Annotated in this window: 18 protein-coding genes; 1 reads left to right on the forward strand and 17 read right to left on the reverse strand. The window is 58.9% G+C overall.

The genetic code is table 11. The annotated features are described in order from the left end of the window. Nucleotides 1-200: 200 nt before the first annotated feature. The 5 genes from ispE to Q8N04_20410 all read right to left on the reverse strand — a co-directional run bounded on the left by ispE (nt 201) and on the right by Q8N04_20410 (nt 6,284). The gene (gene ispE, locus Q8N04_20390) at nt 201-1,124 is read right to left on the reverse strand and encodes a 4-(cytidine 5'-diphospho)-2-C-methyl-D-erythritol kinase (protein MDP3093038.1); all 924 of its coding nucleotides are present in this window, start codon (nt 1,122-1,124) and stop codon (nt 201-203) included. Further along, nucleotides 1,117-2,502, reverse strand: coding sequence for a sigma-54 dependent transcriptional regulator (locus Q8N04_20395; protein ID MDP3093039.1), 1,386 nt, complete (start codon nt 2,500-2,502; stop codon nt 1,117-1,119). Before Q8N04_20395 ends, ispE begins: the two co-directional genes overlap by 8 nt. Continuing rightward, complete coding sequence (locus Q8N04_20400; GenBank protein ID MDP3093040.1) at nt 2,487-4,178, reverse strand: ATP-binding protein; 1,692 nt, start codon at nt 4,176-4,178, stop codon at nt 2,487-2,489. The genes Q8N04_20395 and Q8N04_20400 overlap by 16 nt, the downstream gene beginning before the upstream one ends. Nucleotides 4,179-4,369: 191 nt before the next feature. Next, the gene (locus Q8N04_20405) at nt 4,370-5,584 is read right to left on the reverse strand and encodes a type II secretion system F family protein (protein MDP3093041.1); all 1,215 of its coding nucleotides are present in this window, start codon (nt 5,582-5,584) and stop codon (nt 4,370-4,372) included. Between the two features lie 157 nt (nt 5,585-5,741). Further along, nucleotides 5,742-6,284: a CDP-alcohol phosphatidyltransferase family protein gene (locus Q8N04_20410; GenBank protein MDP3093042.1), complete on the reverse strand. Its 543-nt coding sequence runs from the start codon at nt 6,282-6,284 to the stop codon at nt 5,742-5,744. Between the two features lie 145 nt (nt 6,285-6,429). On the opposite strand from Q8N04_20410, the gene Q8N04_20415 reads away from it, so the two are divergent. Next, nucleotides 6,430-6,747 carry a hypothetical protein gene (locus Q8N04_20415; GenBank protein ID MDP3093043.1) on the forward strand — a complete coding sequence of 106 codons (318 nt, stop codon included), beginning with the start codon at nt 6,430-6,432 and terminating at the stop codon, nt 6,745-6,747. Here the strand turns inward: Q8N04_20415 and Q8N04_20420 are convergent. The 12 genes from Q8N04_20420 to murC form a co-directional block, all read right to left on the reverse strand. After that, nucleotides 6,744-7,880 carry a serine hydrolase domain-containing protein gene (locus Q8N04_20420; GenBank protein ID MDP3093044.1) on the reverse strand — a complete coding sequence of 379 codons (1,137 nt, stop codon included), beginning with the start codon at nt 7,878-7,880 and terminating at the stop codon, nt 6,744-6,746. The genes Q8N04_20415 and Q8N04_20420 overlap by 4 nt on opposite strands. Nucleotides 7,881-7,992: 112 nt before the next feature. Next, a complete protein-coding gene (locus Q8N04_20425) occupies nt 7,993-8,508 on the reverse strand; it encodes a DivIVA domain-containing protein (protein MDP3093045.1) in 516 nt (171 codons plus the stop codon). A 20-nt stretch (nt 8,509-8,528) separates the two neighbouring features. Then, nucleotides 8,529-8,825, reverse strand: a complete 297-nt coding sequence (locus tag Q8N04_20430) for a YggT family protein (protein MDP3093046.1) — start codon at nt 8,823-8,825, stop codon at nt 8,529-8,531. After that, a complete protein-coding gene (proC, locus tag Q8N04_20435; GenBank protein MDP3093047.1) occupies nt 8,825-9,643 on the reverse strand; it encodes a pyrroline-5-carboxylate reductase in 819 nt (272 codons plus the stop codon). The genes Q8N04_20430 and proC overlap by 1 nt, the downstream gene beginning before the upstream one ends. Beyond that, entirely contained in the window at nt 9,636-10,346 is a 711-nt protein-coding gene (locus Q8N04_20440) for a YggS family pyridoxal phosphate-dependent enzyme (GenBank protein MDP3093048.1), read from the reverse strand. The genes proC and Q8N04_20440 overlap by 8 nt, the downstream gene beginning before the upstream one ends. Nucleotides 10,347-10,449: 103 nt before the next feature. Then, nucleotides 10,450-11,184, reverse strand: coding sequence for a peptidoglycan editing factor PgeF (gene pgeF / locus Q8N04_20445; protein ID MDP3093049.1), 735 nt, complete (start codon nt 11,182-11,184; stop codon nt 10,450-10,452). 38 nt (nt 11,185-11,222) lie between these two features. Then, nucleotides 11,223-12,425 (reverse strand): cell division protein FtsZ, encoded by a 1,203-nt coding sequence (gene ftsZ, locus Q8N04_20450; protein ID MDP3093050.1) that lies wholly within the window; start codon nt 12,423-12,425, stop codon nt 11,223-11,225. Between the two features lie 53 nt (nt 12,426-12,478). Next, nucleotides 12,479-13,711 (reverse strand): cell division protein FtsA, encoded by a 1,233-nt coding sequence (gene ftsA / locus Q8N04_20455; GenBank protein MDP3093051.1) that lies wholly within the window; start codon nt 13,709-13,711, stop codon nt 12,479-12,481. Between the two features lie 5 nt (nt 13,712-13,716). Then, nucleotides 13,717-14,592 (reverse strand): FtsQ-type POTRA domain-containing protein, encoded by an 876-nt coding sequence (locus Q8N04_20460; protein ID MDP3093052.1) that lies wholly within the window; start codon nt 14,590-14,592, stop codon nt 13,717-13,719. Continuing rightward, nucleotides 14,589-15,581, reverse strand: coding sequence for a D-alanine--D-alanine ligase (locus Q8N04_20465; GenBank protein MDP3093053.1), 993 nt, complete (start codon nt 15,579-15,581; stop codon nt 14,589-14,591). Before Q8N04_20465 ends, Q8N04_20460 begins: the two co-directional genes overlap by 4 nt. Nucleotides 15,582-15,593: 12 nt before the next feature. Then, nucleotides 15,594-16,538, reverse strand: coding sequence for a UDP-N-acetylmuramate dehydrogenase (gene murB, locus Q8N04_20470; protein MDP3093054.1), 945 nt, complete (start codon nt 16,536-16,538; stop codon nt 15,594-15,596). Nucleotides 16,539-16,541: 3 nt separating this feature from the next. Further along, nucleotides 16,542-17,930: a UDP-N-acetylmuramate--L-alanine ligase gene (murC, locus tag Q8N04_20475; GenBank protein ID MDP3093055.1), complete on the reverse strand. Its 1,389-nt coding sequence runs from the start codon at nt 17,928-17,930 to the stop codon at nt 16,542-16,544. Nucleotides 17,931-17,965: the final 35 nt, after the last annotated feature.

Here is a 17,965-nt window from a genome sequence, read left to right on the forward strand (position 1 = left end):
TCAAACGATCCAATCTCTTACTATTAAGTAACTGAATTCTTGAAAATTCTTGGGTGAATTGACTTACCGGCGGACGTCGGCAGAGTGCAGAGGCTCTGCTACCTTGCTCACGGCTCGCTGCGGAAGAAGCCAACCAAGTGGCGGACTGTATCGGAAAGGCCTCGGATTTGTCAACCGATTGCCGGCAAATCGGAAGGCGCTCACTCGACTCGCAGTTTTCCAGAACTGGTCTGCGCCACAAATGTCTTCAATTCCCGCCGCCCGTGAAAGTACGCAGCCGCCCGGCGAGCGCCGGCCTCGTCCTGGAATATCCCGAACACCGTCGCACCGCTGCCGGACAACAAGGCCAGCTGAGCGCCCCGGCTCAACAAGTCCCGCTTGATCTGATGAAGAACAGGATGCGTCGCGAACACCGGGCCTTCGAAATCGTTTGAAGCCAGGCTGATCACATCCTCCCATGCAGTCCGGCTCTGTGACGCAAGCTGGGTGCATCGATCGGAAAGCGGGGCCACCCCTTGCCGCGTTGCAGACAGTTGCTGATAGGCCCATTTCGTTTCCACGGGGAAGCCGGGATTTACGAGCACGGCCCAACGGGCATCGGCCAGGTGAATCGCCCTGACCTGCTCGCCTCGACCAACAACGACTGCAGTCGGCGCATGAAAGAAGAACGGGACATCGCTTCCAAGCTCTTGACCGATTTCCGCCATCCGGGCTGCTGACCAGCCGACGTTCAGAAGTCGATCGATTCCAAGAATGGTTGCCGCCGCATCGCTGCTCCCGCCACCAAGGCCAGCGCCCATTGGAATGCGCTTTGCCATCTGGATGTCGAGACCGATCTTTCGCTGCAATTGCACGAGCACCGCTGCCGCGGCACGATAGACAAGGTTGGTCTGATCGACGCTAAGCGAATGACTGTCGCACTCTAACCGAATCTCCGTGTGCTGCGGAGCCAGGCGAATGGTGACGACGTCTTCAAGTCCAACCGTCTGCATGAGGCTCCACACATTGTGAAACCCGTCCGGACGGCGATCGAGCACCCGCAGGATCAGATTAACCTTGGCTGGAGCGAATACGGTAACGGCGGATCGAGGGGGATTGGGCGAATCTTCGTGCGGTCTAGTCACGGCCTCCCTTTATAGCATACTTCTCGAGCCGGTAGCGGAATGATCGGGTGTTGAGCCGGAGCAATCTGGCCGCTTTCTTTTTCACCCACTGGGTCCGCTCCAACGCCTTCAGCAGGAGGTCCTTCTCAAGGCCATTGATCATTCCCTCAAGGTCTAACCCATCTTCCGGCAGTTCGGTCGGGACCCCGCCCTGTTGTTGGGGCGATACTGTCCGGTGAAGCCATCCACGCATGTCAGCGTCCGTCACTGGGCCCCCGGTTGAGAATGCGACCACTCGCTCAATCAAGTTTTCCAGCTCTCGCACATTGCCACGCCACTCATGCCCTAACAGTACTTGCATTGCCTCAGGGCTGATCGTCGGCATCGGTTTCCCGCTTTCCTTGGAAAACCGCGTGAGAAAATGCGTGACGAGCAGCGGAATATCACCGGAACGCAGTCGAAGCGGTGGGAGACGGATCGGAATGACATCCAAACGGTAGTACAGATCTTCACGGAAGGAGCCATCCGCCACGGCCTTCTCAAGATCTTTATTCGTCGCAGCCACGATGCGCACATCGACCTTAATATCCTGCGTCCCGCCGACTCGACGAAATTCGCGTTCCTGAATCACCCGCAATAACTTCACCTGGATCGTCGGCGTCGTGTCCCCGATCTCATCCAAGAAAATCGTGCCTCCGTTCGCGACTTCGAACAGCCCGGCTTTGTTGGAAATGGCACCCGTGAACGAGCCCTTCATATGCCCGAATAACTCGCTCTCCAAGAGCGTTTCGGGCACCGCACTGCAATTCACGGCCACAAACGGCAAGGGGCTCCGCGCACTATTGTAGTGGATCGCCCGAGCGACGAGTTCTTTGCCGGTCCCGCTCTCTCCGCAAATCAACACATTGCTCTTTGAGTCGGCGACTTTCTTCACCACATCGAACACCTTCTGCATCGCCTCACTCTGTCCCACCAACTGGGCAAAGGACGACTGACTCGCCATCTCGCGCTTCAACAAGATGTTCTCTGTCGTCAACCGCCGTTTCTCGAGTGCATTCCGGATGATCAATTGCACTTCATCAACCTGGAACGGCTTCGTAAGATAGTCGTACGCGCCCTGCTTCATCGCCTCAACGGCCGAGTCCGCCGTGGCAAAGGCCGTAATGATCAGGACCACAGTTTCTGGCGAGGCGGACTTGACGGCCCGGAGCACTTCCATTCCATCCACTTTGGGCATCCGCAGGTCGGTAATCACGAGATCGAAAATTTCTTTCTGCAACTGTTCAATCGCCTCTTCACCATCCGACACCGCCGTGACGGCATACCCCGCCCGCTTGAGCATGATGCTCAACACTTCCCGCAAACTCTGCTCATCGTCAACGACTAAGATCTTTTCCATGGCTCCCTACCTTCATGCCAGAGCCTCACGCCGACATCGGCCGAGCGGGGCAAGCACACCACAAATCGAGACCCCTCATGCTCTTTGCTCTCAACTTTGATCCACCCCCCATGCAAATCGACAATCCGATGAACCGCCGCAAGACCCAATCCTGACCCCTGTTTTTTGGTCGTAAAGAACGGAAGAAAGATGTTGTCGAGATTCTTCTTCGAGATCCCTTCGCCGGTATCTTGGAAAGAAATCTCGATGACCTCTCCTTTACGCCCGCCAACATCGATGGCTCTGCAGCTGGTCGCGATCGTCAATTGTCCGCCCTTCGGCATGGCATCAAACGCATTCGTGGCAAGATTCCAGAACACCTGCTTCAACTGATCCTGATCCACCTGCCCGGCCAACGCCTCACGAGACGGCTTGGCTTCAATCCGAATATTCGCTCTCGTCCGAGCTTCATGTTGTACCAGATCAAGGGTCTCGGCAAGGAGTTTGTTCAAATCATGCTCGGCCAGATTCAAAGCCGGAGGCCGTGCATACTGGAGAAACTCCGTGATGATTGTATCGAGTCGCGTCGCCTCCCGAATCGCGATGTCCATCAGCCGCTGGCTCGTCTCATCCGCATGAAGATCCTTCCGCAACATTTGCATCGCCCCAGCCAACGCGCCGAGCGGGTTGCGGATCTCGTGGGCCATCCCGGCCGACATTTCGCCCAGACTGGCAAGCCAATCTTTCCGGCGCATTTCCTCTTCAAGATCCCGAATCTGCGTCAAGTCTTTGAAGACGCCGACCATCCCTGTCGTCTTTCCACGTTCCTGGAGTGGCGACAGCGTCATCCCCAGCATTAAGCGACTCCCGTCCGCGCGCGTACACTCCACTTCGAACCGCATATGTGCAGCCCCTTCGTCCGGCACATCCAGAGATCGATCCGGATGCCAGTTAAACACGTCTCGCCAGGGGCGCCCTTGAACTTGCGCGAGATTATGTCCGGTGGCTTCCTGTGCGGCAGGGTTAAAGGAGGTGATTCGCCCCTCCTCATCAGCAGTAAATACGCCGCTACTGATGCTGTGAATGATGTTTTCATGAAAAGCCTGAAGACGGCTGAGTCCCTGCTCTTTTTCCTTGAGCGAATGATCCGCACGTTGAAGCTGTTCTGTCAGAAGGCCACTCAAGAAGCCCACCACCAAGAACGCCAGACTGTGAACCCCAAACGTCTGAAGCGTTTCCGGCGCACTCAGACGTGTCCTGGGCAACCAACCCCAGGCTTCAGTGAGCCCATATAATTGAAGATTAGTCAGGAGGCCGAAGAGGATGACGCACAGGCTGGCGGTCAGGAGGCCGACCTTCCGGCGAGGCACCAGGCTCGCCAACGTAACCGAGATCACATACAGCACCAAAAACGGGCTCTCGATCCCGCCGGTTCTTGCGATCAAGACTGTTTCGAGTAGGAAGTCGATGCCGATCTGCACCCAGGCTAGTTGGACCAACCCCTCAGTGGTGGTCACAAAACGAAGAGCGAGGGCATACCCAATGGTGATCGCGTAGGTGAACACGATCAGGCTATAGAACGTCTCGACCTGTTCCCCTCTCGTGACTTGGAACGTGAGAGAAAGCCCGAGCAGGAGAGTCACAACGAGGACTCTCAGGCCGATTAGCCATTGGATTCTTGCTTTGATTTCGGCCACAGAGACTCCGGAACCTAGGAGAGAAAACCGCTCAGAGAAGCCTTAAGAAAGGGGATGGGAAACCGTTCCGCATGGAATTCAGCACTGACGAAAAACCGGTATGCCAACATGGTCAGATCGGCAGACGTCGGCACGCTATTCGCCGACGTCTGCTGAATCACCTAGGTCACACGGTCCGTTCGAAAGCACCTTTACCCAATCGCCGACGCCATCGTGAAGATCGGCAGGTACATCGCGATGACGATGAAGCCGACCGTGACGCCGAGAAACACCATCATCATCGGCTCGAGTAACGCCGTCAGATTCGTCACCGCCGCATCGACTTCGTCCTCATAAAAATCGGCGATTTTCCCGAGCATATTGTCGAGCGCACCGGTGGATTCGCCGACGGCAATCATGTGGGTCACCATCTTGGGAAACGCCTCGCTCTTGGCCAGCGGCTCAGAAATCGTCTTCCCTCCGCTGATGCTGACGCGTGCATCCATCAGCACGTTTTCGATGACTTTATTCCCGGCCGTCTTGGCACAAATCGACAAGGCCTCTAGCAGGGGTACTCCGCTCGTAATCAGCGTGCCCAGTGTCCGCGTAAACTTGGCAACCGACGCCTTTCGAATCAAGTCGCCGAACACCGGCAACCTCAGAACAATCTTATCGACCATTAACCTGCCCTGAGGAGTCGCGTAGTACTTCTTGAACGCGATCACGCCGCCGACGATCGCACCAAGAATAATGTACCAATTCCCTTGCGCAAAGTTACTCATGTCGATGACGAGCTGAGTAGGCCCTGGCAAGGCCATCTTCCCGCCAGACATTTCCTTGAACATCTTTTCAAAGACGGGAATGACCCAGATCATCAATACCGTGATGACAATCGCAGCAATACCGCAAATAGCTGCCGGATAGACCATGGCGCTCTTAATCTGGGATTTCAGCTTCATCGCCTTTTCGATGTGCTTGGAGAGACGCGCGAGAATGGTATCCAGCAATCCACCGACTTCACCGGCGTTCACCATGTTGCAGTAGAGATCGTCGAAGATTTTCGGATGCCGACGCAACGCATCGGAAAAGGTCGAGCCGCCTTCAACTGACCCCTTGATTTCACCAACGGCTTTTCGAAGCGCCGCATTTTCCGACTGTGTCGAGAGGATCTCCAAGCATTGGATCAAGGGCAGACCCGCGTTGATCATCGTTCCAAACTGCCGGGTGAAAACGACGAGATCCTTTTCCGTCATTCCGTTGCCGAAGCTCAGCTTGAACCCTTCTTTCGACCCCTTCTCCTCAAGGCTGGTCACCACCACGCTTTGCTTCCGGAGCTGGTCGACAGCCTCATCGCGGCTCTTGGCCACAAGCTCGCCCTTCTTGACCGCACCAGACTTGCTTCGTCCAACGTATGCAAACGTAGCCATAGGCGTGTAATCCTGTTGTGGCTCCCTGAGCCGGTTAGGGAACAAACGTGTATCTACGTGGTGAGTCTACTGGGGGGGCAAAAACCTGTCAAAACAAATGCATTATCTATGCGGCCTGAGAGCGATGGGAGCGAGTTGGATGGCCCTCATCAGTGCGTCAGCCGACAGAACCGTTCAAGTGGGTTCGTCGATACCCTCGATACAAGTAGTGCAGCCCGGAGCCTAAGGTAAACGCCACCATGACCAGTAATAACGGGAACAACGCACCGATCTTCATTCCCCGCCAGATCATGGCAATCACCAGCACGACATAGGTCAGCTGGCACAAGGTCGTACCTTTGCCCAAGATCGTCGGCGTGATGTCGATGGCAATATTCGTCACATGGGCGACGACTGTCCCCAACATCAAGATGAGATCCCTGCTCACCACCAGGATCACAACCCATGATGGCACGAGGTGCAGGATGGAGAGCGTGAGAAAGGCCGACGTAAGCAGGAGCTTGTCAGCTAATGGATCGAGAATTTCCCCCAACTTGGTCTGCTGATTGGTCAAGCGCGCGACCAGTCCATCCAATGCGTCGGTGAGACCGGCGCAGAGTAAGGCCGCCAGCGCATACCCATACTGCCGATAGGTCATGAACCCCACGAACACGGGGATCAGGAGGATCCGCAAGATCGTCAGACTATTAGGTATGTTCATGCGGCCGCGCAGAACCTCCGTCTGATGGACTACCGGTCGCCATCTTAGTGAGGGGATTTTGGGGTTGTCAACGCGGTTGCAGTGGCGCAGCCAGCCGCCTATAATCTGCCCTCGCTGTCTCAATACGGAATCTGTGGAGGAATTGATGAGCGCGTTGCCCTTGATGATGAAGAAAGAAGGACTGGTTGAGAAACATCAGCTGGAAGGCGTGGATCCAAGCGATCGCTATTTTAGTCGCGCCCTTCTGGTGAGTCGAACCGGCGCCGGGTATTCAGGGAAAATCATGTACGAAGCCCTCATCGTCCAAGGCGGGTCACACTCAACGATCGGAGTCGCCGTGCGCGAGGTGGTTGAGAAGCTTCAGGGAATGGGGTTTGTACGCTTGCGCACGAGAGCCAACTTCAGAGGCACCCGCTACCTTGCTGAAAAAGAAACGTGGATCGACTATCCCGACCCCGCCTAATCACACCCTATATATTCCCGATAGACCAGCTCGTGGATCAGCGGTCGAAACGCTTTAATCCGCTCATTCTTCCTGGTCGGGTGCACCCGATTGGACAACAAGACGATCTCCAGCTCATGACGCGGATCAATCCACACCGACGTCCCCGTATATCCTAAGTGGCCAAAAGAAACCTCGGATAGAAGTCTCCCCGCCGACGACGGAAACGACGGAGTATCCCACCCCAACGCCCAGCTCGTCCCGGGCACGGCCGTCTGTCGACCGGTAAACTCTTTGACAAGCAGCGCATCAAGAACGGACGACCGTCGATGATAGGCCTGCAGCCAGGCCCCTGCCACGGCCAACACCGCCGCTGCCGTTCCGAAGAGACCCGCATGCCCGGCAACACCGCCAAGAGACGCCGCATTTTCATCGTGAACTTCGCCGCATAATAGTCGCCCCCTCCAGACATCGTGTTCAGTGGGCGCAACCTCACCCCCACGTCGACGGGCGCATTGAAGAAAGTCATCTGCCCATTCCGCCGGCACAAATCCCATCTGCGATGTTTCTGCCAGAGAAGCGATCCGGTCACGAAAGAATTCCTGGGGCGGAGCGCCGCTGCACCGCTCCACGACCATTCCCAGAAGCATAAATCCCAGATCACTGTAGAGGCTTCGCGCCCCTCGCTGATAGATCAGGGCTTCGTCCCGGATCAGCTTCATGAGCCCGAGACGCGAGCGACCGCGCCGTTCTTCTGTCGCGGGGATGGAGGCCGTCGGACTCAGTCGCTCATAATACCCTCGCCAACCAGGAAGCCCCGAACTATGCGTCAACAGATGCCAGAGCGACGCCGTGCCGATTGGACTGCCAGCCAGCTCCGGGAGTATCGATTCAACCCGATCATGCAGCTCACATCGTCCGGCTTGGATGAGCATCACCAAACCCGTTACCGTAGACAACGGCTTCGTGAGCGAGGCCAGATCATAGACCGTCGCCGGCTGAACGGCTCGAGCGGCGTCAAGAGTCGACACGAGCCCAGCGGTAAACATATCGGCCTGGCCGCCGCCATAGCGCACAGCCAGCACGGCCCCGGGAAACACTCCGTCCGTGACGGCCTGCTCAAGTGCCGCCTGAATGAGAGGAACATTCGGCATGGTGGGCGATTGACTCACGAAGATGATGAACCCGCGGTGATTACGGCATCACCGTACCTGACCAGGCGACCGGAAGCAGAAACGAGTCAACGCCACCACGCAGCCGAAGAGATCAGGAACGAGTCGGACTTGACTCCCCTTCCATCTTCTCTTCAGGAACGACACCACTATCCTGATAGGCCTCGGCCGACTCGACATCCAACATGCGCTCAAACGTATGGAGTGTGGCCCGCATCCGCTCGACCATAAGCAGCCGCTGTTTCTGCAATTGGGACAGATCCCGTTGCGTCTCGCCCAGCTCCACCCGCGCCTGACGAATGACTTCGCCGGCCTTCAGCTCCGCTTCCTTGACGATCAACTCCGCATCGCGGTTGGCGCTGCGCTTGACGTCATCGGCCAGCGATTGCGCCGCCACAAGGGTGTTCGACAGTGTCGTCTCGGTTCGTTTCAATTCGGACACTTGCTGTTCCGTCATGGCCAACCGCTCCCGCAGTATCGCATTGTCGCGATTCAACGATTCCACGGTTTGGGCCAGCTCCTCGAGAAACCGGTTGACCTCCTCACGATCATAGCCACGGAGCTTCGTACGGAACACCATCTGTTGAATGTCGAGTGGTGTGATCTTCATAAATGCCCCCGTTCGTTGAGTCAGTTCATCCGCAACGCCAGATCTTTTAATGACTGCACCACAGCGAACTGCAGAAACGTCAAAATCAGAATGGCGATAATTGGCGAGAGGTCAATGCCCATGCGCCATCCCATCCAGCGGCGAATGGGCGCGAGCACCGGTTCAGTTGCACGATCAAGAAATTGGACAATCGGATTCCACGGATCGGGGTTGACCCAGGAGATCAAGGCCCGAGCGATGATGATCCACATATACAGCCACAGCACATAATCCAGCACCGTGGCGGTCCCCAACAGCACATTCCGAAACACAAACATCAGCGTCCGAGCTCCTGAGATCGTTTCGTCGCCGCCTCGATGGCATCGATAAGCGTCGCGCGCATCCCGCCGACTTCCAGACGATGCAGACCGGCAATCGTCGTTCCGCCCGGAGACGCCACCTTGTCCTTGAGTCGAGCGGGATGCTCCCCGGTCTCAATCACCATCTTTGCCGCACCTAGAACGGTTTGCGCAGCCAGCATCTCCGCCGTCGCACGGGGCAATCCCATCTTCACGCCCCCATCCGCCATCGCTTCGATGGCCAGAAAGACGTAGGCCGGGCCGCTGCCGCTGAGTCCCGTGACTGCATCCATCAACCGCTCTTCAACCGTCACAACTTTCCCGACCGATTCAAATATTGCGCGCGCCGTTCCGGCGTCCGATTCAGAGACGCCAGGTCCGAGGGCCAGAGCCGTCATCCCTTCCTGCACCATGGCAGGAGTGTTCGGCATGGCTCGCACCACTCTGGTTCCTGTCCCGCCGGCTTTCGTGATCGCCTGGATCGGAATCCCGGCGGCCACTGAGATCGTGAGCGCCCGCTTCACCTCCTCGGCAATGTCGCTCATGACCCCGTCGAGAATCTGCGGCTTGACGGCCAGCACAATAATTCCCGCCCAGGCCGCCGCCTCACGATTCGAACGACCCACACGAACACCATGCAGGCGCTTCAGCGTATCACAGCGCTCCGCGACAGGATCGGTGGCCCAGATCTGATCCGGCTCGCAGCAATGGGTCGCGACGAGCCCGGCAATCAGCGCTTCGGCCATCTGGCCGCCGCCGATAAAGGCAATCTTTTCATGAATGCGCGTCTTAGACATGGCGCGCTCCAAAAATCGCCGTGCCTACGCGCACCATCGTCGCACCCTCTTCGATAGCGATCTCAAAGTCATGCGACATGCCCATGGAAAAATCCTGCATCGTCATAGACGAAATATTCTTTGCGGCGATGCGCGCCCCGAGCTCGCGAAGATCTCGAAAATAGGGCCGCGCCGCTTCCGGCTGTTCCGTCGGAGGCGGTATCGTCATCAGCCCTTGAATCCCGAGATGCGGCAAGTCGCCGAGAAGACTCAAGTCCTGCATCAGCACCGGCGGCAAAAAGCCGGCCTTGCTCGCTTCGCCGGCTATGTTCACTTCCAAAAGCACCGCCTGCTTCACGCCGGCGGCGCCGGCTCGCCGGTTGATCTCTTGGGCCAATTCCACGGAATCGACCGAATGAATCAGCTCAAAGATGCCGATCGCGTCGCGCACCTTCCGCCGCTGCAACTGGCCGATAAAATGCCAGCAGGGTGACAGGTCCCGGAGGAGCGCAACCTTTGCAAGCGCCTCCTGCATCCGATTCTCCCCCAAGAGGGTGAGCCCGGCACCAAGTCCCTCTCTGATCCGCTCCGCCGGAACCGTCTTGGTCGCCGCCACCAGCCGGACGGTGTCCGGTGATCTGCCAGCCCGTTCCGCAGCGCTCCGTATACGGTCCAGAATCTGCTGCACGCGTCGGGCAAGGGAATCATCGGCAACCCGCTCCATACATTGCTACGCCGGCAAAAGTCCTGGACTCGAAAAATCGATGCTGCTTCCGACATTCTAACGGAAGCGCTCGGGAATTGGCAGGGGTTCTCGCACGCACCTCTTACTGCGTGGCCGACAAGCCAATCGCGCTCACCATGGTCCCGATTACCTTGCCTTCGCGACGGTACGAGAAAAAGAGATCTTCATGACAAATCGTACACACGTTCACGCTCGTGACCTGTCCGCCGCCAATCCCGCAATCCTGCACTTGCCGCCTGATCAACGCCTTTAAGTCGAGGCGCGCTTTGCCCTCGCGATGATCACGCAAAACCGTTTCCCACCAAACAAATCGCTCCCGAACCTCGTTCAGCACCGGTTCGTCCACCTCATAGCAGCAGACACCGGCAGAGGGGCCGATACTGACATGCAGCTGGCCGAGCTCTGCCCCGAATCGCGTCTGCATAAGCATCAGGGTCTTGGGCACAATCCCCGCGACGGCCCCGCGCCATCCGGCATGGATCGCGGCCACCACCCGCCGACGCGCATCGTGCACCAGCACGGGGACGCAGTCAGCGGTGCGCACCGCCACCATCGTCCCGGGCTGATCCGTCACCAGGGCATCCCACCCGCCGTCAAACCGGTCGGCATCGGTCAACGGCCGATCGACGACGAGCGCGTCCGTCCCATGCACCTGCTTCACCGACAAAATCCAAGGCGCCGGAACACCGGGCGCACGTATCGGGGCACCGGTCCCCAAACGCAGATTTTCGGCATGCGCCCTTGTGCCAAAGAAGTGCCGGACACCGCTTCTCGCAGAAGCAAATGCCGGCACCGTAATCACCGATGCTCGTCCCATGCGTCTCATCCCCTCGCGGCCGAGAGCGACTCTCGTACTTAGTTCACCTGCTTCCGGAGAAACGTGGGGACATCCCATTCATCTTCCGCCACCAACGCCCGATCGATGGCCTCACGGGCATCGTTCCGTTGGCGAAGGAAGGTAGGGCGATCCAGATCTTTCATCGGCCGTTCGGTCATCCCCATTGCGGCGCTCACGCCCACACCGGCCAAGACCGGCTGCACCGGCTTCGCGGCACGGGCCGACGTCTGCTCGACGCTCGCCGTCATCGAGGCCATCTCCTCTTCACATTCAAAGCCCGTAGCGATCACCGTCACCACCAGATCATCGCCCATGTCGGGATTGATCACTTGGCCGACAATGATATTGGCATCTGAATCGGCCGTTTGCTGAATGATGGAAGCCGCCTCTTCAATTTCATGCAGCGTCATATTCGGACCACCCGTGATGTTCAGGAGGACGCCACGCGCCCCCTGCACACTGCCTTCTTCGAGCAGCGGGCTGCAGATCGCCCGTTGCGCGGCTTCGATCGCGCGATTGGTTCCCCGCGCGATCCCCATGCCCATGACGGCGCGGCCCGTATGCGACATGATCGTTCGCACATCGGCAAAGTCGACGTTCACGTGACCGGTGGTCGTGATCACATCGGCGATGCCTTGAATCGCCTGGCGCAACACATCGTCGGCGACTTTGAAGGCTTCGAGCAAAGGCGTCGACTTGTCGACAATCCCCAGCAGGCGCTGATTCGGAATCACGAGGAGCGTGTCCACATGGCGGCGAAGATCCCGAATACCTTCTTCCGCATGTTTGTGGCGACGCTGTCCTTCATATTGAAAGGGCTTGGTCACCACGCCCACGGTGAGAATGCCTTGCTCCCGTGCAATGCTGGCCACGATTGGGGCCGCGCCGGTGCCGGTCCCGCCGCCCATCCCAGCGGTAACAAACACCATATCTGCACCTTCGAGACATTCCCGGATATGATCTTTGCTCTCGAGTGCCGCATCCTTGCCGATTTCCGGGCGGGCACCGGCCCCGAGCCCGCGAGTCCGTTCAGGACCCAATTGAATCTTGTACGGTGCCAGCGACCGGTCGAGCGCTTGCAGATCGGTATTCGCGGCGATGAAATCGACCCGGGCGAGCCCCGACCCGATCATCGTATTCACCGCGTTGCAACCAGCCCCGCCGACTCCGACGACCTTGATCCTGACCGGTAACAGTGCATCTTCCTGAAATGAGAACATTGCGGCACCTCCTCACCTGTGATCGCCGAGCGGCACCATGCCGCGCGCGAAAGTTAGAACACCTCCAACACCCGTTTCGTCCATCCAAACATCTTCGCCCAGGGTCCTCCGTTCCGGAGCCCCGCCGTCTCCAATTCATCCGCGTGCTTTCTCGCATGCAACAAGAGTCCGACGCCGGTCGCATGACCGGGGTTGCTCACAATGTCTCTGAGTCCACCGACGCCCGACGGCGTCCCACGACGCGCCGGTAAATTCAACACCTTTTCCGCCGCATCCGGCATCCCTTCGAGCAACGATGTGCCGCCGGTCAAAACGACCCCGGCACCCAGGATGCCTTCGTAGCCGGCCCGTGCGATCTCGCGCCGAACCAGCTCGAACATTTCTTCCACGCGCGGTTCGAGTATCTCGGCAATATCCCGACGGGAGAAGGTCCGGGCCGGACGATCGCCTACCGACGGCACTTCGACCGTCTCGTGCCCAGTCACCAGGTCCGTCCGGGCAATGCCATACTGCATCTTGATTTTCTCGGCCTCGGTTTGAGACGTCAGCAGGCCGATCGCCAGATCCTTCGTCAAATTCTGTCCGCCGATCGGGAGCACCGCCGAATGCCGGATACTGCCGTCGAGGAAAATGGCCAGATCGGTGGTCCCGCCACCGAGATCCACCATGGCCACACCCAGATCGCGCTCTTCCTGACTCAATACCGCTTCGCTGGAAGCCAACGGCTGCAGAATGATGTCCACCACATCAAGCCCGGCGCGATTGACACTCTTGATGATGTTTTGCGCGGAGGTCACCGCACCGGTAATCACGTGCACATTGACCTCGAGCCGGTTTCCGGAGAGCCCGAGCGGCTCGCGGACGCCTTCCTGTCCGTCGACCATGTACTCGCGCGGCAAGACATGCAGAATGCGCCGTTCGTGCGGAATCACCGCCAACGTCCGGGCGCTTTCGATCGCTCGATGAATATCCTCACGCGTCACTTCGGCCTTCTTCAGCGCCACGACGCCTTTGCAGTTCTCCGCCGAGATATGGCTGCCGGCGATGCCGGTGTAGACCGAGTTGATCTGGACCGCCGCCATGAGTTCGGCTTCTTCGACCGCCTTCTTGATCGACTCCACCGTACTCTCGATATCGACCACCACCCCTTTGCGTAACCCGCGGGAGGGACTGGCCCCGACACCGATGATGTTCAACATTCCGCCATCCGTAATCTCCGCGACGATCGCGCAGATCTTGGTGGTTCCGATATCCAAGCCGACAAGGATTTGATCTCGTTTTGGCACCGCGATCACCCCCTCTCTCGCACAATCACACGATTCTCGTATCGTAGATCGATTTCATTCCCGCCCCGCCCGTGGCCGTCAAACATCACTGTCTTCAGCGAAGGCTTGATCCGTTGAAATCGCTCCCATTGATCGCTCACCGCCTCGTCACCGAATTGAAATTGGACCCCCCGAACGGAGGCCACCAGGTTGGCAGGATTCGCTGCGTTCACCTGCAAACGCCCGTCGATACTCTGTCCGACCAATCTGGCCAGTTCGACTCCGGACTTCACCGCGTGGCGCACATCCGCATCGCCGCGCAACAGTTCCCGTGAATCCAGACCTGTCACCATCGGAAACATCGCGTTGTCGTCCTGTCCCAATCGCGCCAACACATGCCCATCTTCGTCGCTCAAGAAATTCTCTGAACCGGCGTGCACGATGGCCGCCGGTTTGCGCTCCACCACAGAAATGCGCAGTTCGTGAAATGGCACCCGGGTCACCACCGCTTCCTTCACCCATGGATGAGACTCCACCCGCTCCTTCATGGCCGTCGTCACGATGTGGTGGAGCGGGGTTCCGGGCTTGAGCGCCAACCGATCCACCAACTCCTGCTTCCCGATCTGATGCACTCCTTCAACGGTGACCGCCTTGATTTCCAGAAGGCGCTGAAGCACCGGGCCGGAGCGCTGGACCCCGACGACCAATCCCCACCCCGCAAGAACCACTCCGATACCGATCGCGCTCCATCGAATGAGCTGCCGGCCTTTCGCCGCCACCTGCGCGCGCCGCGCCACGCGATCTTTGGCCTCCACCTGGCTCGAACGAGTGCCTTTCCACTGATTCAGCCGCGGTCCGGCCTGACGTTGCGCGGCGCGTCGAGCGATCGTCCAACGCTTCATGCTGACAATCCTTTTTCGGCGCGCGCCATTCGGTCGGCCCGGTCCAACGCCGATTGCAATATGCGTTCGACCAAACTGTCGTAATCGATGCCGGCTTGGCCCGCCGCCATCGGCAACAGGCTGGTCTCCGTCATGCCCGGCACCGTGTTGATCTCCAACATGTAGGGCTTCCCGCGAGGGGTGATTCTAAAATCCACTCGGGCCGCCCCTTCGCAACCCAACGCCTCGTATGTTCGCCGCGCCAACTCAGTAATCTGCTTGGTGATCTTCGCGGGAAGGGGAGCGGGGCAGAGGTATTGCGTCTTACCCTTTTGATACTTCGCTGAAAAATCGTAGAACCCTTCGGGCGCCACAATTTCCACCACCGGCAGGACCGTCAGCACACCGGACGCCCCGCCCAAGATCGAGACCGTCGTTTCATGTCCAGGAATGTAGGCCTCGACCATCGCATCCGGATCGTAGCGATGGGCCAGGGCGAGCGCCTCTTTCCACTGCGCGGGCTTCCGGACAATCGACACGCCGATCGTGGATCCCTGCGAGGCCGGCTTCACCACCACCGGCAATTTCAGCTTTGTCGCCTTCAGCACCATGGCCAGCGACGGCTGTTCACCGCGCCGTATCTGCGTCCCGGCCGGAACCGGCACTTTTGCCGACACCGCCAGCGTTTTCGTGGCGACTTTGTGCATACCCATCGCGCTCGCCTGCACGCCGGACCCCGTGTAGGGAATTCCGAGCGTCTCTAGAAATCCCTGGATCGTTCCATCCTCGCCGCCCGGGCCATGCAGAGACAGGAACGCCAGCTCGATCTTGTTCTCCGTCACATCACGAAACAGATTCGGGCCCACATCAATCGCAATGGCGTGATAGCCCCGGCGGAGAAGCGACTGGTGAACCGCCTGCCCGGTACGCAGCGAGACTTCTCGCTCGGACGATTGTCCGCCCATCAAGACTCCGATCCGCTTATCTGTCAGCACACGTCGGTCTGCCATCACGCTCCTGTCCTAGGCCTGTCCCACGACCTTGAGTTCCAACTCCAACTTCACCCCGGTCCTCCGCGCCACCGCCGCTCGGACTTTCCGGATCAGCGTCAGTACATCCTTGGCGCTGGCCTGCCCCTGATTCACGATGAAGTTCGCATGCTTTTCCGATACCTGCGCATCGCCGACCTGGGCGCCTTTGAGCCCGGCCAAGTCGATAACCCGCCCGGCCGAGTCCTTGGGAGGATTCTTGAACACACAGCCGGCACTCGGCAGCGCCAGCGGCTGCGTATCGCGCCGATAGTGCAGATAGTCTTTCACGACCTTTTCGACTTCCGCCCGTACACCCGCCTTCAACTGCACCCACACGCCCACGACAATGCCGACCGGCAACGCGGCCCGGCGATAGGCAAAGGGAATCTCCGACGCCGGGATATCGATAACCTCGCCCTTGCGATTCACGAGCCGTACGGCCTTGACCGAGTCTTTCATTTCGCCCAACCTGGTTCCGGCATTCATGACGACACACCCGGCCACCGTGCCGGGGATACCGGCGGCCCATTCCAGCCCCGCCAGCGAATGCCGGATGGCGTACCCGATCAGCGTCGGCATCCCCACGCCTCCTTCGGCATACAGGACCGCTCCCGCTTCTTCTCTAATCGTTCGGAGCTTGCCGAGATGAACGACCACGCCTCTGATCCCCTTGTCTCGAATGAGAAGATTCGTCCCGCCCACTACAAACAACGGAAGCTTCTGCGCCTTGGTTTGACGGACCAGACGGGCCACATCATCGACATCAACCGGTTCGACCAGGACATCAGCCGGCCCCCCGATACGGAACGACGTGTAGTCCTTGAGCGGGGCATTGAACGACACCGCCCCCCGAATACCCTCGACCGCGGCTTCCAATCGACGCTGACTGCTTGTCCGACGACCGGTCTGTGCATCTGTCCGTCCTTGCCGAGCCATGGCCTACGTATTGGGAGCCAATCGTGCGAGCAATCCCGTCCCGGCTTTCCAGATATCACCGGCACCTAACGTCACGACCAGATCGCCCGGCTGCAAATGCGGCAGCACCTGATCGGGCAACGTTTCCTTCTTCTCGACGAAGGTGACGCCCTGGTGGCCGGCGGCCTTGATGCTGTCAGCCAGCGCGGCGCCCGACACACCCGGAATCGGCGCTTCCCCAGCCGCATAGATGTCCGTCATGAACAGCAAATCGGCTTGATCGAAGGCATGCGTGAACTCCGTGATCAGATCGCGCGTCCGGCTGTACCGGTGGGGTTGGAACAGCACCACCAGCCGCCGATCCCATCCCTGTTTCGCCGCTGCCAGTGTAGCCTTGACCTCGGTGGGATGGTGACCATAGTCGTCCACCACCATGATGCCGTTGGCTTCTCCACGCAGATGAAACCGCCGCTCCACGCCGGTAAACGCCGCCAGCCCCTTGCGGATCAAGTCGACCGGCACCTCCAGCTCGATCCCGATCGCAATCGCCACCAGCGCGTTGGAGACGTTATGCATGCCGGGGACGGCCAGCCGGAAAGGCCCAAGGTTTTTCCCGCGGAAATGCGCACGAAACTCGGCGCCCCATTGCTTCAGCACGATATCCGTCGCCTTGAAATCCGGCACCACCCCGGGACGTTCTTGTAGTCCATAGGTGTGATAGCGCTTCACAATGCGGGGAAAGAGCGCGTGCAGCCGCTCATCGTCGGAGCACAGCACCGCCAATCCATAGAAGGGAATCTTGTTAATGAACTCCAGAAAGCTGTCGTAAATCTTTTCCATCGACCCGTAGTGATCGAGGTGCTCGCGATCCAGATTGGTCACCGCCACGATCGTCGGGGACAATCGAAGAAACGAACCGTCGCTCTCATCGGCTTCCGCCACCAGCAACTCGCCGCGACCGAGCCGCGCGTGGCTGCCGAGGGCATTCACCTTGCCGCCGATCACCATCGTCGGATCCAATCCGCCGGACGCCAGCACATTCGCGACCATCGATGTCGTCGTCGTCTTGCCATGCGCCCCGGCAATCGCGACACCGAATTTCAACCGCATCAGCTCGGCCAGCATTTCAGCCCGTGGAATCACCGGCACTTGTTTGGCCTTGGCCGCCAGCACTTCCGGATTGGTCGCCGCCACAGCGGAGGAAATCACCACCACCTGCGCCTCTCCGATATTGGCTTCGTGATGGCCGATCGCGATCTTGCCTCCGAGTTCCTCCAGGCGCCTGGTGGTTTCCGAGGCTTGCAGATCGGAGCCGCTGACTTTGTATCCCATCGTCAGCAAGACCTCTGCGATCCCGCTCATCCCTGACCCGCCGATTCCCACTAGATGAATATGCTGTGTTTTTCGAAACATGGCCGTTCGCCTCAATCCTGGTGATCCTGTTGATG

Origin of the sequence: Nitrospira sp. (genome assembly GCA_030692565.1) — a bacterium.
Taxonomy (GTDB): domain Bacteria; phylum Nitrospirota; class Nitrospiria; order Nitrospirales; family Nitrospiraceae; genus Nitrospira_D.

Bases quoted from the DNA above. Each gene is read 5' to 3' on its own strand.
- Q8N04_20415 (MDP3093043.1), top strand. From the start codon at position 6,430: ATGAGCGCGTTGCCCTTGATGATGAAGAAAGAAGGACTGGTTGAGAAA.
- Q8N04_20420 (MDP3093044.1), bottom strand. From the start codon at position 7,880: ATGCCGAATGTTCCTCTCATTCAGGCGGCACTTGAGCAGGCCGTCACG.
- Q8N04_20405 (MDP3093041.1), bottom strand. From the start codon at position 5,584: ATGGCTACGTTTGCATACGTTGGACGAAGCAAGTCTGGTGCGGTCAAG.
- Q8N04_20425 (MDP3093045.1), bottom strand. From the start codon at position 8,508: ATGAAGATCACACCACTCGACATTCAACAGATGGTGTTCCGTACGAAG.
- proC (MDP3093047.1), bottom strand. From the start codon at position 9,643: ATGTCTAAGACGCGCATTCATGAAAAGATTGCCTTTATCGGCGGCGGC.
- Q8N04_20430 (MDP3093046.1), bottom strand. From the start codon at position 8,825: ATGTTTGTGTTTCGGAATGTGCTGTTGGGGACCGCCACGGTGCTGGAT.
- Q8N04_20395 (MDP3093039.1), bottom strand. From the start codon at position 2,502: ATGGAAAAGATCTTAGTCGTTGACGATGAGCAGAGTTTGCGGGAAGTG.
- murB (MDP3093054.1), bottom strand. From the start codon at position 16,538: ATGGCTCGGCAAGGACGGACAGATGCACAGACCGGTCGTCGGACAAGC.
- Q8N04_20410 (MDP3093042.1), bottom strand. From the start codon at position 6,284: ATGAACATACCTAATAGTCTGACGATCTTGCGGATCCTCCTGATCCCC.
- Q8N04_20440 (MDP3093048.1), bottom strand. From the start codon at position 10,346: ATGGAGCGGGTTGCCGATGATTCCCTTGCCCGACGCGTGCAGCAGATT.
- murC (MDP3093055.1), bottom strand. From the start codon at position 17,930: ATGTTTCGAAAAACACAGCATATTCATCTAGTGGGAATCGGCGGGTCA.
- Q8N04_20460 (MDP3093052.1), bottom strand. From the start codon at position 14,592: ATGAAGCGTTGGACGATCGCTCGACGCGCCGCGCAACGTCAGGCCGGA.
- pgeF (MDP3093049.1), bottom strand. From the start codon at position 11,184: ATGGGACGAGCATCGGTGATTACGGTGCCGGCATTTGCTTCTGCGAGA.
- ftsZ (MDP3093050.1), bottom strand. From the start codon at position 12,425: ATGTTCTCATTTCAGGAAGATGCACTGTTACCGGTCAGGATCAAGGTC.
- Q8N04_20465 (MDP3093053.1), bottom strand. From the start codon at position 15,581: ATGGCAGACCGACGTGTGCTGACAGATAAGCGGATCGGAGTCTTGATG.